This window comes from uncultured Nevskia sp., assembly GCF_903885465.1.
GTDB lineage: Bacteria > Pseudomonadota > Gammaproteobacteria > Nevskiales > Nevskiaceae > Nevskia.
The window spans coordinates 1-13,678 of record NZ_CAISIQ010000180.1 but is presented as its reverse complement, the minus strand read 5'-3'; the positions used below and the strand labels follow the sequence as shown (position 1 = coordinate 13,678).

The window sequence follows — 13,678 nt, the reverse complement described above, 5'->3', positions numbered from 1 at the left end:
ATGTCCAGCGTGCTGAGTCGTTTCATGGTGTTTCGCTCTCTGGCTTGCCCTTCGAATGCTGCTGCGTGTGTTTCAGCTTGGCGGCCGGGCATGACGGCTCGGCGACAGGCACCGGCTCGATACGCTTGCATCGCATCAGCCGACTACTGCGCCCTCATGCCGTCATCCAGGACCGACTTGCCTGACCCGCATGAGCTTCCGACCGCTGCCCGGCGGATCCGTTCGCTTCGCGTGTTGCTGCTGCGCGATGATCCGGCTGACGCGAAGACGTTCGTCAATCTCCCTGATATGACTGTCAACGGACGGCAGGCAAAATGCCGATCCTGTTCAGGAATTCCACTTCGATCCCGCGCGCTTCGTCGAATTTTCCAGGGCTGTTGACCCAGTCATGCCCAAGGCCTGGCTGGTTGTGGAATTCGCAGCGCTGTCCGTAGATCTGGATGCTTGTGCAGAGGTTCAGATTGGCAGTCTCTGCGAAGACCGTATCCGCATCGGCATGGAAAATCAGAAACGGCGAGATCTGATCGTCGATGTCGCGATCAGGACTGATGGCATCGACGAAGCGTCCGAAGCGAGCCAACTGCGAGCGGCCAAGCGCAGCCTCGGGCAGTGTCGAACTGACCCCTGACCACAGTACAACGGCACCTGCCCGCACACTCGGCGAGCTGCCGATAGCCGTAGTGGCCGGCGGCTCGAGCAGAGACGCCCATACGGCGTTTCCGCCCCCGGAACTCGAACCCATGACGACGATGCGTGATGGATCGATGCCGAGCTGGCCGGCATTGTCCTGTGCCCACTTCAGCACCAGCCGCGCGTCTTCCGCATGAACATAGGCGTAGGTTCCGAAGCGGTCGTTGACTCTCTGATCAGGTGCGATCGCGACCATGCCTTGCTCTTCGGCCCAGTAGCGCGGGCGAGTTGACGGCAGTCCGCCGCGCGCCCAGCCGCCGCCACTCCAGTCGATATAGGCGGCTCGTCGATCCGAGCTGCGCCAGCCGGGTGGCTGGAACACATAGGCACGTAGTGGGATCACGCCGTCCGAACGGATGACGTAGGTCGCGTCGGTACCCGATGGCATCGGCGGCGTATTGGCGACTGCGTCGACCGTGGTGGTCAGCGTGAGGCTCGAACTGACCTGGCCGATCTTCAAGGTCAGCGTCTGGTCCGATGAGAACGTCGACGGCATGACGGTTCGAAGCGTGACCTGATCGCCTTCGTAAACGGTTCCGGACGTTGCTCGGTAAGGTCCATCGTTGATGCGGTACTGCCCGCCGATGACAGACACGACCTGCGCACCATCGGCATTGGTCACGGTAATCGGCTCCGTGGTCTGCACGGTTCCCGGCAGGACCAGGCCGCCCGAATAGATCGAGGCCGGCAGCAGCGTGAAGCGGGCGGGACGGGTCGGCGTGCCTTGGGTACGAACCAGCCAGTTGGTGGTGGTGGAGCCGACCGTGACGTCTGCGGAATAGCTACGGGCGTACTCCGGTCCAGTGATCACCCGCAACCTCAGCGCATCTCCCCAGTGAACGATCCCCGGTGCCGATACGAAAGCCCCGCCGTTCAGGCTGTAGGAAAGGCCGGTGGTTACCGTGATCGGCACCGGGACGTTGACGCCCTTGACGATCAACGGCGGCGTGATCACCTGGCTATTGATTGCTTCTGCCTTGGTCAGCGGAAGCTGAAGGGAATCAGGCGTGCGATCTTCTGGGGCCGACGTCGTCACACTGAACTTCGTCGTGAAGGCTCCGACCGCGATCGTGGCTTCCAGCCGATCATCGATTGCCGGGGCTGCGGCAATCGCCACCCGCAGTCGATCGCCGTTCATGCCGACGCCAGCGACATCCGTGAACGGGCCGTCATTCAGGCTGTACTGGCCGCCTCTGATTCCAATCCGCGCCGGCGTGGCAAGCCCGGACAAGGTAACTGCGTCGCTGACGCCGAGCAGCAGTGGAAAGCTCTGCGTTGATCCGAGCGCGAAAGCACGCGGCGCTGCAGTACCGTTGGCGGTGGTCACCGAGAAGCGTGCGGATCGCAGTCCGATTCGCAGTTCTGCCACTGCCACGCTATTGGCGCTGGCAGTCACTGCAACCCGCACGCGTGCACCCGAAGCAACGGTGCCGGGCGTCGTCGTCCAGGGCCCGGTACCGATCTGATAAGCCCCGCCGGTGACAGAAATCCGGGTGCCGGAATCGATGCCTGCAACGGTGATCGCTGCGCTGGCCGTGCTGCTTCCCGGTGTGGCCGAGAACGCAGGCTCGAAGGAAAACGGCTCCGGTGTCGTGTCGCGCAGCCGTGACTCGAGAACGAAATCGGTCGACAAGGTGCCAACGGTCAGCCGTGCACCCGCGGTTGCACCGTAGGCATCCGACGCGGTCGCCCTTAGTTCGACGATGTCGCCGTTGGCGACGGCACCGGTGGTGCTGGTAAACGGCGAGCCATTGACGCTGTAAGTGCCGCCAGCGATCGAAATCGGCGCCGAGGCACCGAGGCCGAGAATCTGCACGGCTTCGCTGACCTGCACGCTGCCTGGCTCGACATGGGAGAGCGGCGTGAAGACGATAGGATCGGGCGTGAGATCCTGCGTTGGTTGATCGTCATCGATGATCGTACCGATGGCGCTGCCACGCGCGATCTTTCCGCGTCCGGTCGGCGCGCTGAGCGTCAGCGACATGGTTTCGTCGTTCTCGCTGATGCGATCGCCAACCACCGAGACTTCCACGGCCTGTGAGGTGACTCCGGGCGCGAAGGTCAGCTTGCCCGAGGAGGCGACGTAGTCGCTGCCAGATTTCGCGGTTCCGTTCGCTGAAGCGTAGTTGACGGTGACCGTCGATTTCGGCGCAGGTTGCGCGGAAACGTTGAAACGCAGCTTCTTGCTTTCGCCATTGCCTTCGGTGACTGAGGCGTCAGCCACCGAAAGCGACACATCCGGGTCGGGCGTGTCGTCATCGAGGATCGTGCCCACTCCGCGCCGTTTCCCGAGCGTGGCGCCGTCAGGATTGGAAAGATCGACGAAAAAAGTTTCGTCGGGCTCGCTGACCGTGTCGCCGTTGATCTTGATCGTCACGGTCTGGCGGATCTGGCCTCGCGTGAAACGAACGACACGGCTGATGGAATCGTAGTCGCTGCCTGCCGAAGCCGTGCCGTTCGATGTCGCGACCCGAACCGAGATTCGGCCGTCGGCTTTTTCCGACAGGGACACGGTGAAGTTCATCGAAACTTTCTTCAGCACCTTGTCGCCTTCGCGCACGCTCACGTCATTGATGCTGACGCTGGGTGCGCTGCCGGCAACTGCCGTTCCAGGGATTGACGCAGCTATCGAAACGAATAGAGCCAGCCTGAGCAGACGCTTGGCCGCCAGCGTCAACAGGGCTTCCCGGCCCTGCACAATTGTCGTCCCCATATCCGAGCACCCTTTAGTAATTTTCTGATGAAGCCTGCGGCGATCCGGATACTTTTCGGGGTTCCGCGTCGCGGAAGACCGTCGTTGCCAGATTTCTCACGCAAGGTTAGTGCAAGCTGCGCCCCGAGGCAGAACCGTCAATACAGACCATCGACAAATTTTCCACGTGAATATCGAAGACCCAAGCTTCCAGGAACCCAAGCGCATGATCTCGTCGATCTGCGTCTTCTGCGGCTCGCGCCACGGCAGCAACCCGGCCTACGCCGAGAACGCCCGCGAACTCGGCCGCTTGATGGCCGAGCGCGGCATCCGTCTGGTCTACGGCGGCGGGCGGGTCGGGCTGATGGGCGAGGTGGCCGATGCAGTGATGGCCGGCGGTGGCGAGGTGATCGGGGTGATTCCGAGCCTGCTGATCGAGAAGGAGGTAGAGCATCGCGGCCTGACCCAGTTGCACGAGGTCGGTTCGATGCACGAGCGCAAGGCGATGATGGAGCAGCTGTCGGATGCCTTCATCGTGCTGCCCGGCGGCTACGGCACGCTCGATGAAGCTTGCGAAATCCTCACCTGGTCGCAGCTGGGCCTGCATCGCAAGCCGATCGGCGTGGTCAACACCGCCGGCTATTTCGATCTGCTGAACGCGTTTCTCGATCACGCACTGAACGAGGATTTCGTTTCCGAACGCAGCCGCCGCCTGCTCGCCATGGAAGCCACGCCAGCGGCGGTGCTGGATCTGCTGCTGATGAGCTGACACTCGGAGGTTGCCAACATGGGAAAACTTCCCGATCGGGAAGTTTTCCCATTGCTGCTCAGACAGCGCCGGTATCAGGCTGGTGGTGCGTTAATTGGGTCCGAGCCGCGCCTTCAGAGCGCGGCCATACAGACAAGAGAGAAAGGAGAACCTCGTGATTCGCAGAACTTTGTTGCTGTCGCTGCTGGCGACCGCATGGCCCGCTGTTGCGCAGCAGCCCGCTGCGGCGCCGCAAGAAGAGCCAGTACAACTCGCCCCAGTGCGGGTGATCGGTGTAGCGCCGACCGATAACCAGGGCGTGCCGCTGGACCGCTATCCGGGCAATGCCCAGGCGGCGACGGCCGAGGACATCCAGAACGCGCAGTCGCAGAGCTTGAGCGATTTCATGTCGCGCAAGCTCGGCAGCGTGTTCGTCTCCGATGCCCAGAACAATCCCTACCAGCCGGATCTGTTCTATCGCGGCTATTCGATTTCGCCGCTGCTCGGCCTGCCGCAGGGCCTGGCGTTGTACATCGACGGCATGCGGGTCAATGAAACCTTCGGCGATGTCGTCAACTGGGATCTGATTCCGGACGCGGCGATCCAGTCGCTGCAGCTGGTGCCAGGCTCGAACCCGGTGTTCGGCCAGAACACCCTGGCCGGCGCGCTGACGCTGCGCACCAAGAGCGGCTTCGATCTCAACGGCACCCGCATCGAACTCGGCGGCGGCTCGTTCGGCCGTTACGGCACCTCGGTGGAACAGGGCTGGTCGCAGGGCCATTACGCGACCTACATCGCCGGCGAGTACGACCGCGAAGACGGCTGGCGTGATTTCTCGCCGAGCCGCATCGGCCGCCTGTTCGCGAAGGGCAGCTATCTCGACGAGAAAAGCTCGGCGGATCTGAGCCTGACGCTGGCCGACAACCGCCTGACCGGCAACGGCGCCGCACCGGTCGCGCTGCTCGAACGCGAAGGCCGCGGCCGCATCTTTACCTATCCGGATCTCACCGAGCCGCGCCTCGGCGCGATCAACCTGCAGGCCAGCCATCGCTACTCGAAACATCTCGATGTGTCCGGTGGCCTGAGCTTCCGGCGCAACTACTCGAAGTCACTGAACGGCGACGGCACCGAATACGAGGCCTGCGCCGAGAACAGCAACGGGCAAGGCAGTCCCTTCCTGTGCGCTGAGGAAGCCGACGGCGAGCAAGTGCTTACCACGCCGAACGGCAGCCCGATCGTTGCCAGCGCGGCCAACGATTCGGCGACCATCAACACCTCGTCGACCGATCAGCAGGTCTATGCCTTCCGCGGCCAGGTGACGCTCAGCGGCGACAACGTCCGTAATCGTCTGATCATCGGCGGCACCGCCGAATTGGGCCGCGCCCGCTTCGCCTCGCAGACCGAAGTCGGCGCCTTGACCGAAGACCGCGGCGCCGAAGGCAGCGGCGAGGAAGTGCTCGACTCCTTCGTTCGCCTGCGTACCCGCAAGTACGTCTACAGCAGCTTCCTGGTCGCCAACTACTCACCGATCGAGCCGCTCGACATCACCGCTGCCGCAAGCCTGAACCAGACGCATATCGTGCTGCGTGATCTCGGCGAGGACGACGATCTCAACGGCAATCACCGCTTCACGCGTCTCAATCCTTCGATCGGTGCGACCTGGAAGTTCACGCCGGGCCTGACCGGCTTCGCCAACTACGCCGAATCGGCACGCGCGCCGACGCCGGTCGAGCTGACCTGCGCCGATCCGAACGATCCCTGCCGCCTGCCGAATGGCTTCGTCAGCGATCCGCCGCTGCATCAGGTGGTCACCCGTACTTACGAAACCGGCCTGCGCTGGAATTCGCCGAGCTACAGCGGTGCGATCGCGCTGTTCAACAGCGCCAACAAGAACGACATCCTGTTCATCACCGACGGCAACCTGACCACGGAAGGCTATTTCGACAACGTCGGCGAAACGCGCCGTCGCGGCATCGAGTTCGGCAGCAACTACCGGATCACCCAGGCGCTGAGCTTCAATCTGCAATACACCTATCTCGATGCGCAGTTCCTCGACGGCTTCCTGGTCAACTCGCCGAACCATCCGGTACGCAATCCGGATGATCCGGAGGAATCGGCTGATTCGTCACGGGTCGTCAATTCCGGCAATCGCATTCCGCTGGTGCCGCGCCATCTCGGCAAGGCTTCGTTTGAATATCGCGTGCCGATCTTCGGCGTCGGCTTCGAGGCGACCGGACGCAGCAGCTCGAACTACCGCGGTGACGAATCGAACACCGATCCAGACACCATTCCCGGCTTCGTGATCTTCGGCCTCTATGGCGACTACAAGCCGCTGCCCTGGCTGACCGTGTTCGGCCGCGTGTCGAACCTGTTCGATCGCAAGTTCGCGACTTTCGGTGTCTACGGCGAAGCCGAGGAAACGCTTGGCGAGGACTATGAAGGCGAGTACCGCTTCATCGGCCCTGGCACCCCACGCGCGTTCTTTGGCGGGGTGCGGCTGCAATTCTGACGGGTCTGGAAAGGTCAGGCCTCACCCGACGCTTTGTGCAGCCGCGCCGTCGCCCGAGGGGCGACCTACAAGGTCGGCTGCGTTGCTCTGACTGCAGGCTTCTGAAACAGTGAGGCCCGTTTGCCAATGCTTCCCGCCCTGTGCTCCCTGCCGTCCTGCTGCTGATCGCTGCGCTGCGCATCACCCTGCTGCTGCGGCAGCGGGCGGTGCTGCGCACGCAGGATCAGGCTTATGCGATGGGCGTGGTGACGCAGCGGGTCGGCCAGCAGCTGTGGCAGCAGGGCTGGCCGCTGCTTCTGCTTGCTTTGATAACTTTGCTCAAGGGCGATGAAGCGCTGCTGCTGTTCGCGCTGGTGATCGCCGGCTGGCTCTGGGAACTGCCGCTGAAGGCATACAAGCCGTTCGGTCTCGATGCGCGGCATGGCATGAACCGGATGAGCGTCGCAGCCTTCATTCGCGAACAGGCGATCAAGCTCGCGCTGTTTGCGGCACTCGCGTTGCCGGCCGCCTGGCTGGCGTTGGTTCTGATCGAACGCAGCGACAAGCAGGCGTGGCTGGCGATCTGGGCGATCGGCTGGGGCGCCTGGGCTGGCTTGCGCTGGGTGCAGCCACGCTGGATCGCACCGCTGTTCGACAAGCTTGAACCGCTGCCGGCCGGTGACCTGCGCAACCGGCTCGAAGGCCTGCTGACGCGCAGCGGTGTGCGTGATCAGCGCCTGTTCCTGCAGCGGGCTTCAGCGCGTTCCGCGCAGGCCAATGCCCAGGTCTCCGGCAGTGCGCGGGCGCCCCGCATCGTGCTCGGCGATACCTTGATCGGCCTGTTGAAGGCCGACGAGATCGAGTCCGTGGTCGCTCATGAACTCGGCCATATCCAGCGCGGCCATCTGCGCTTCCAGTTGCTGATGATCGGCGCGGCGTCGTTCGTGATGGTCATGATCGCGGCGGTACTGACGTTGGGCATTGTCGAGCCGGTCGCGAAGCTGGCGATCGCCTGGGCGCTGCTGCCGTCCTTGTGGTTCTTCGCGCTGCCGCTGGCGAATTACTGGTATCGCCGCTTCGAGTTCGAGGCCGATGCCTCGGCGGCCCGCCACGCCAGCGGCGCTGCGCTGGCGCGGGCGCTGCGCACGCTGACCCGCAACAACCGCAATGCGCCGATCGCCGACCGCTGGTACGAGCGCGTCTATCACACGCATCCGGCCACTTCCGAACGCCTCGACCGTCTCGACCAAGCCGGCACATGAGTGCTGCGCTGCGCATCGCCTTGCTGACCTTGCTGGCGCTGAGTGCGTTCGCGGCAAACTCGATTCTCGCGCGCGTCGCCTTGCGTGATGGCGCGATGGACCCGCTGACGTTCACTGTGCTGCGTATCGCGTCCGGTGCGCTGATGCTGGCGATTCTGCTGAAGCTCCGTCGTCGGCCTTTCAAAGGTGACTGGCCGTCCGCCATCGCGCTGGTCGCCTATGCCGCAGCGTTCTCGGTGGCTTACCTGTCGATTCCGGCGGGTGCAGGCGCACTGCTGCTGTTCGGTGCGGTGCAGGTGACGATGATCGGCACCGGGCTGGCTCAAGGCGATCGGCCACCGTGGCAGGAGTGGGGTGGGGTGCTGATCTCGTTCAGCGGTTTGCTGCTGTTCCTGCTGCCGGGGCTTGATCGTCCGCCGCTGGCTGGCAGCCTGCTAATGATCGCCGCTGGCATCGCCTGGGCGGTTTATAGCTTGCGCGGAAGGCGAAAATCGGATCGGCCGAATGATCCCCTGGCCGCCACGGCTGGCAACTTCCTGCGTGGCCTGCCGCTGGCAGTGCTGCCCTGGCTGCTGTTCGGTGGCATGCAGTGGAATCCGCTCGGCGTGGCCTGTGCCCTGGCTTCCGGCGCGCTGGCCTCAGGGCTTGGTTATGCCGTCTGGTACACGGTGCTGCCGCAGCTCACGGCGCTGCGCGCGAGCCTCGTGCAACTGGCGGTACCGGTGCTGGTGGCGGCGATCGGCATCGTCTTTCTTGGCGAGCCAGCCAGTCTGCGTCTGCTGGCCGGCGCGGCGCTGATTCTGGGCGGGCTGGCGCTCGCGACCTTGTATCGCCCGGCTGCGCGCTGAGCCGAACTGCGTCATGCGCGTGACAGTCGCCCGTTTCCGCGATTTGCGCGTTACGCCAAGCTGTTGAATGGCTTGAACAACTGCGATGGCATCGAACTTGCCGTCGGCGACGCGTTCTTCCCACAACAGTGAGCTGTCGACACCATGAGAATCGTGATGCTGGGCGCGCCGGGTTCCGGCAAGGGTACGCAGGGCGAAAAGCTGGCGCTGCATCACGGCATTCCCAAGACCTCGACCGGTGATGCGCTGCGCGCCGCGGTCAAGGCCGGCACGCCACTGGGCCTGAAAGCCAAGGCGGCAATGGATGCCGGCCAACTGGTTGCCGACGAACTGGTGATCGGCATCGCCCGCGAGCGTCTCGCCGCACCCGATGCGGCGAAGGGCTTCATCCTCGATGGCTTCCCGCGCAATGCCGCGCAGGCGAAGACGCTCGACGCGCTGCTCGCCGAACTCGGCCAGCCGGGCGTGAGCAAGGTCATCCATCTGCTGGTCGACGACGAGGAGATCGTGCGTCGCCTGGTCGCTCGCGGCGCGCTCGAAGGCCGCAGCGACGATAACGAAGCCACGGTGCGCAGCCGCATTGCGGTCTATCAGTCCGAGACCCGGCCGCTGCTCGACTACTACCAAGCGCGCGGTCTACTGGTGACCATTCCCGGTGTCGGCGACATCGACGCGATCTTCGCGCGAATGCTGGCGGCGACTGCGCCTGTCCTGCTCGAGGCTGCCGAGGCCTGAGGGCTTCGGCTAAGGTCGTCGCAGATCGAGCGGACCGGTACAGTGCGCGTCCCCTCACCAAGAGATGGCCGTTGAAACTTGATCTGAGCACCCGCACCGCACTGGTCACCGGTGGTACTGGCGCGATCGGCCGCGCCGTCAGCGCGGCACTGGCGGCCGCTGGCGCCAAGGTCATTGCCGTCTGCCTGCCGTCCGATCAGGCTTCGGCCGAAGCCTTGCTGCCGGCCTGGCGCGAGCAGGGTCTGGCGATCACCATCACGGCCTTCGATGTGTCGAATGCCGAAGACACGGCAGCGGCATTGAGCGCGCTGACAGCGCAGGGCATGGCGATCGACATCGTCGTCAACTGCGCCGGCATCACCCGCGATGCGCCGCTGCGCAAGATGAGCGCGCATCAATGGCAGCAGGTGCTGCGGGTCAATCTCGACAGCTTGTTCAACGTCACCCAGCCGCTGATCGAAGCGATGTGCCAGCGTGGTTGGGGACGAGTGGTGAACATCTCTTCGGTCAATGGCCAGAAGGGCCAGTTCGGGCAGACCAACTATTCGGCCTCGAAAGCCGGCGTGCACGGCTTCACGATGGCGCTGGCGCAGGAAGTGGCGCGCAAGGGCGTGACCGTCAACACGGTGGCGCCGGGCTATATCGACAGCCCGATGATCGACGCTGTGCCGGAAGCGATCCGCAGCGAGATCCTCAAGGGCATTCCGGCGGCGCGCTACGGCAGCCCGGCCGATATCGCCGCCGCGGTCACCTTCCTGTGCTCGGGCTTGGCCAGCTACATCACCGGCGCGCAGTTGCCGGTCAATGGCGGCCTTTACATGAGCGCTTGAACACTTGGCGGGAACCATGTCTATCGCGGCTTGTCAACCCTTCAAGGTGTGGCAGCCAATAACAGCGAGACATCATCTGGAGAGAGAGCGATGAGCGAAACCCTTAACGAAACCTTCAACGAAGTCATCCCCGAGGTCGACACGGCCGAACTGAAGGCGATGATTGCCGATCACCGCATGCCGCTGCTGGTCGAGTACATGGCCGATCACTGCGTCTGGTGCCAGCGTCTGGAGCCGGTGCTGGCGGCAACCATGGACAAGTTCAGCACCCGCGTGCAGCTGGTGAAGATCGATGTCGAGCTGCATCCCGATGCCAAACCGACCGATACGCCGCGCTCGATCCCGACCATTGCGCTGTACCGCAATGGCCGCTTGATCATGACCAAGAGCGGGATGATGCAGCCTCAGCAACTTGAATCATTTCTCAAGCATTGGCTCGATCCGGCCAATGAGGGCTTGAACTGATCCAAAGCCTGACGGCTGTCGCGTAGCATGCAGAGCCGTTGTGGAAATCACGACGGCCAAGATCCGGAACACCGGACAACCAAGCTGGAGGAGCGATGACTGTCAGACGTTTTGCGGCGCATGCACGAGCCGGCCTTGTCGCCGTCACTTTGCTGCTGGGCCTGTCCTTCGCGGCCCGTGCCGCTGATGCGGAGATCAGTCCTGCCAACACCATCCGCATCGGCGTGCTGCAGTTCGGCGCCGTGGCCTGGACGCTCGACACGCTGACCATGCGTGGCTTCGACAAGGCCGAGGAATTCCGCATCGAGATCGTGCCGATGGCGGCGAGCAACGCCGCGCAGATCGCCTTGCAGGGTGGCGCGGTCGACATGATCACTTCCGACTGGCTGTGGGTGAACCGCAACCGGGCCGAAGGCCGCAAGCTGCAGTTCGCAGCGAATTCGACGGCGCTAGGCGGCCTGTACGTCGCCAAGGATTCCGGCATCAAGACCGTGGCCGATCTCAAGGGCCGGGACATCGGTGTGGCCGGCACGCCGGTCGACAAGAGCTGGTTGTTCCTGCAGGCCTGGGCGAAGAAAACCGCGAAGCTCGATCTGAAGAAAGACGCTCAGCCGAGCTTTGCCGCGCCGCCGGCGCTCAACGAACTCATCCTGCGCAACAAGCTGCCGGCGGTGCTGAATTTCTGGCCGTACGGCGCGCGCCTGAAGGCCGCGGGTCTGACCGAACTGGTCGACATGAAGGACGTGCTCGCCGGGCTCGGAGTGCCGAAGCCGGTGCCGATGGTCGGCTGGGTGTTCTCCGAGGAATGGGCGACCAAGAACCGCAGCCTGGTCGATCGTTTTCTGAAAGCGGTCGAACGGACCAACGCCGTGATGCGAGCCGATGATGCGTCCTGGGTGCGGCTGAAGCCGATCATGAAGGTCGATAGCGATGCTGATTTCGTGGCGCTGCGTGACGCGCATCGCGACGGTATCGATCTGCAGGAGCTGAAGGTCGATCTGCCGGTGATGCAGAACCTGTATGCGCTGCTCGCAGCCGAAGGCGGCGAGGAACTGGTCGGCAAGCGTCCGACTCTCGATCCGACCACGTTCTATTCGGCGATCGGCAGCACGCCTTGAATCCTGCGGCAGTCAGAACCTTGCCGGCGGAAGCGGTGCGCGCCAGCGCGCTGCTGGTGCTGCTGGTGGTCTGGCAGGCGCTGGCCTGGAAGGTCGCTGATCCGCTGCTGCCATCGCCGGCCGCCGTGTTCGTCAGTCTCATTCACCATCTGACGCACGGCGAGCTGCTGCATCACCTGGGCAAGACCTTGATGCGCGTTGCCGCGGCGTTCGTGATCGCGATGCTGGTCGGTGTCTCGGTCGGCGTCTGGATGGGCCGCAGCAAGCTGGTCAACAACCTGCTCGACAGCCTGTTGGTGCTGATGCTGAACCTGCCGGCATTGGTCGCGGCGATCCTCTGCTTCATCTGGATCGGCCTCAATGAAACCGCTGCTGTGCTGGCGGTGGCGCTGAACAAGATTCCGACCGTGATCACCAATATCCGCGAAGGTGCACGGGCGCTGGATACACAGCTTCTGCAGGTCGGCGAGGTCTATCGCGTGCCGCGCGGCACGGTGCTGCGTCGCATCGTGCTGCCGCAGCTGTATCCATACATCATGGCTTCGGCGCGTTCGGGGCTGGCGCTGATCTGGAAGATCGTGCTGGTCATCGAACTGCTCGGCCGCTCCGATGGCATCGGCTTCCAGCTCGGCACTTTCTTCCAGTTCTTCGACCTGACCAGCATCCTTGCCTACACCGCCGCGTTCGCCGCCGTGGTGTTCGCCATCGAAGCGCTGCTGCTGCGGCCGCTCGACCGGCGCCTGAACGGGTGGCGGGCATGAAGCTGGTCGTCGACATCCGCCGCAAGCGCCATCCAGGCAAGGCCCAGGACACGATCGGCCGGCTGGCCTTCAGTGCCGAGAGTGGCGAGTTCGTCGCCATCGTCGGTCCCAGCGGTGCTGGCAAGACGACGATGCTGAAGATCATCGCAGGGCTCGACAAGGATTACGAAGGTGGGCTCGATGGCGCGGGCGACGATGCCCGGCTCGGCTTCGTGTTTCAGGAACCCCGCCTATTGCCGTGGCTGAACGTGGCCGACAATCTGCGTCTGGTGAGCCCTGCCCTGAGCGATGCCGAGATCGACGCCGGACTGGCCAAGGTCGGGCTGGCGGATACGGCCGCCGAGTTTCCGCTGCGGCTGTCCGGCGGCATGCAGCGAAGAGTGGCCTTGCTGCGCGCCTTTCTGGTTCGGCCGGAACTGCTGCTGCTCGATGAGCCGTTCATCTCGCTCGATGCGCCGACTGCTGAAAGCCTGTATCAGGTACTCGCCGAGCTGCGCAGCGATGTGCTGCCGACGACCTTGCTGGTGACGCACGATCTGCGCGAGGCGCTGGCGCTGGCCGACCGGGTGCTGTTCGTCAGCCACAGCCCGGCGCAGCTGATCCTCGACTATCCGATCCGGCTGCCGAAGCCGCGCCGCCGCGATGACGATGCGGTGTCAGAGATGCATCACGCACTGATCGCGCAGTACCCCGAATTGCTGGGCGGTCTTGGTACCGTCCGCCCGAACAAGGAGGCCGCCTGATGGCGCAGCCCGTGACAAATAGCCTGACTCCCAGCGTGACTCTTGATGTGCGTGACGCCGTGAAGTCCTACGGCGACGTCAAGGCACTGGCCGGCGTTTCGATGCAAATCGAAGCCGGCCAGTTCATGGCTCTGCTCGGCCCGAACGGCGCTGGCAAATCGACCTTGTTCCAGTTGCTGTCCGGTCTGTTCGTGCCGGACGCCGGTGCGATCACCATCTGCGGCGAGGATTTCCTGAAGAAGCCGACGCTCGGACTCGCCAAGCTCGGCGTGGTGTTCCAGCAGCCGACGCTCGATCT

Annotated in this window: 13 protein-coding genes; 12 read left to right on the top strand and 1 reads right to left on the bottom strand. The window is 63.9% G+C overall.

Annotated features, from left to right (window positions below; genetic code table 11):
* A partial coding sequence (locus QZY06_RS06845) for a hypothetical protein (RefSeq protein WP_295682000.1) occupies positions 1-185 on the top strand: 185 nt, incomplete at its 5' end.
* 110 nt (positions 186-295) lie between these two features.
* On the opposite strand, the gene QZY06_RS06840 is transcribed toward QZY06_RS06845, so the two are convergent.
* Positions 296-3,256, bottom strand: coding sequence for a Calx-beta domain-containing protein (locus QZY06_RS06840; protein ID WP_295681998.1), 2,961 nt, complete (start codon positions 3,254-3,256; stop codon positions 296-298).
* Between the two features lie 313 nt (positions 3,257-3,569).
* On the opposite strand from QZY06_RS06840, the gene QZY06_RS06835 reads away from it, so the two are divergent.
* The 11 genes from QZY06_RS06835 to QZY06_RS06785 form a co-directional block, all read left to right on the top strand.
* Complete coding sequence (locus QZY06_RS06835; protein WP_295681995.1) at positions 3,570-4,151, top strand: TIGR00730 family Rossman fold protein; 582 nt, start codon at positions 3,570-3,572, stop codon at positions 4,149-4,151.
* Between the two features lie 154 nt (positions 4,152-4,305).
* Positions 4,306-6,639, top strand: coding sequence for a TonB-dependent receptor (locus QZY06_RS06830; protein ID WP_295681992.1), 2,334 nt, complete (start codon positions 4,306-4,308; stop codon positions 6,637-6,639).
* 140 nt (positions 6,640-6,779) lie between these two features.
* Positions 6,780-7,880 carry a M48 family metalloprotease gene (locus QZY06_RS06825; RefSeq protein WP_295681989.1) on the top strand — a complete coding sequence of 367 codons (1,101 nt, stop codon included), beginning with the start codon at positions 6,780-6,782 and terminating at the stop codon, positions 7,878-7,880.
* Positions 7,877-8,728 (top strand): DMT family transporter, encoded by an 852-nt coding sequence (locus QZY06_RS06820; RefSeq protein ID WP_295681986.1) that lies wholly within the window; start codon positions 7,877-7,879, stop codon positions 8,726-8,728. The genes QZY06_RS06825 and QZY06_RS06820 overlap by 4 nt, the downstream gene beginning before the upstream one ends.
* Before the next feature lie 144 nt (positions 8,729-8,872).
* Positions 8,873-9,463 (top strand): adenylate kinase, encoded by a 591-nt coding sequence (locus QZY06_RS06815; RefSeq protein ID WP_295681984.1) that lies wholly within the window; start codon positions 8,873-8,875, stop codon positions 9,461-9,463.
* A 71-nt stretch (positions 9,464-9,534) separates the two neighbouring features.
* Positions 9,535-10,293, top strand: coding sequence for an acetoacetyl-CoA reductase (gene phbB, locus QZY06_RS06810; protein WP_295681982.1), 759 nt, complete (start codon positions 9,535-9,537; stop codon positions 10,291-10,293).
* 90 nt (positions 10,294-10,383) lie between these two features.
* A complete protein-coding gene (locus QZY06_RS06805; protein WP_295681979.1) occupies positions 10,384-10,758 on the top strand; it encodes a co-chaperone YbbN in 375 nt (124 codons plus the stop codon).
* Positions 10,759-10,853: 95 nt separating this feature from the next.
* Entirely contained in the window at positions 10,854-11,876 is a 1,023-nt protein-coding gene (locus QZY06_RS06800) for an ABC transporter substrate-binding protein (protein WP_295681977.1), read from the top strand.
* Positions 11,873-12,637 (top strand): ABC transporter permease, encoded by a 765-nt coding sequence (locus QZY06_RS06795; RefSeq protein WP_295681976.1) that lies wholly within the window; start codon positions 11,873-11,875, stop codon positions 12,635-12,637. The genes QZY06_RS06800 and QZY06_RS06795 overlap by 4 nt, the downstream gene beginning before the upstream one ends.
* Positions 12,634-13,380: an ABC transporter ATP-binding protein gene (locus QZY06_RS06790; protein ID WP_295681973.1), complete on the top strand. Its 747-nt coding sequence runs from the start codon at positions 12,634-12,636 to the stop codon at positions 13,378-13,380. Before QZY06_RS06795 ends, QZY06_RS06790 begins: the two co-directional genes overlap by 4 nt.
* Positions 13,380-13,678, top strand: a 299-nt coding sequence (locus QZY06_RS06785; protein WP_295681970.1) for an ATP-binding cassette domain-containing protein, incomplete at its 3' end; no start/stop codon positions are given. The genes QZY06_RS06790 and QZY06_RS06785, both read left to right, overlap by 1 nt.

What these genes read in the sequence shown, in the direction of transcription:
- QZY06_RS06805 (WP_295681979.1), top strand. Translation starts at nt 10,384, where the DNA reads ATGAGCGAAACCCTTAACGAAACCTTCAACGAAGTCATCCCCGAGGTC.
- QZY06_RS06815 (WP_295681984.1), top strand. Translation starts at nt 8,873, where the DNA reads ATGAGAATCGTGATGCTGGGCGCGCCGGGTTCCGGCAAGGGTACGCAG.
- QZY06_RS06790 (WP_295681973.1), top strand. Translation starts at nt 12,634, where the DNA reads ATGAAGCTGGTCGTCGACATCCGCCGCAAGCGCCATCCAGGCAAGGCC.
- QZY06_RS06800 (WP_295681977.1), top strand. Translation starts at nt 10,854, where the DNA reads ATGACTGTCAGACGTTTTGCGGCGCATGCACGAGCCGGCCTTGTCGCC.
- QZY06_RS06820 (WP_295681986.1), top strand. Translation starts at nt 7,877, where the DNA reads ATGAGTGCTGCGCTGCGCATCGCCTTGCTGACCTTGCTGGCGCTGAGT.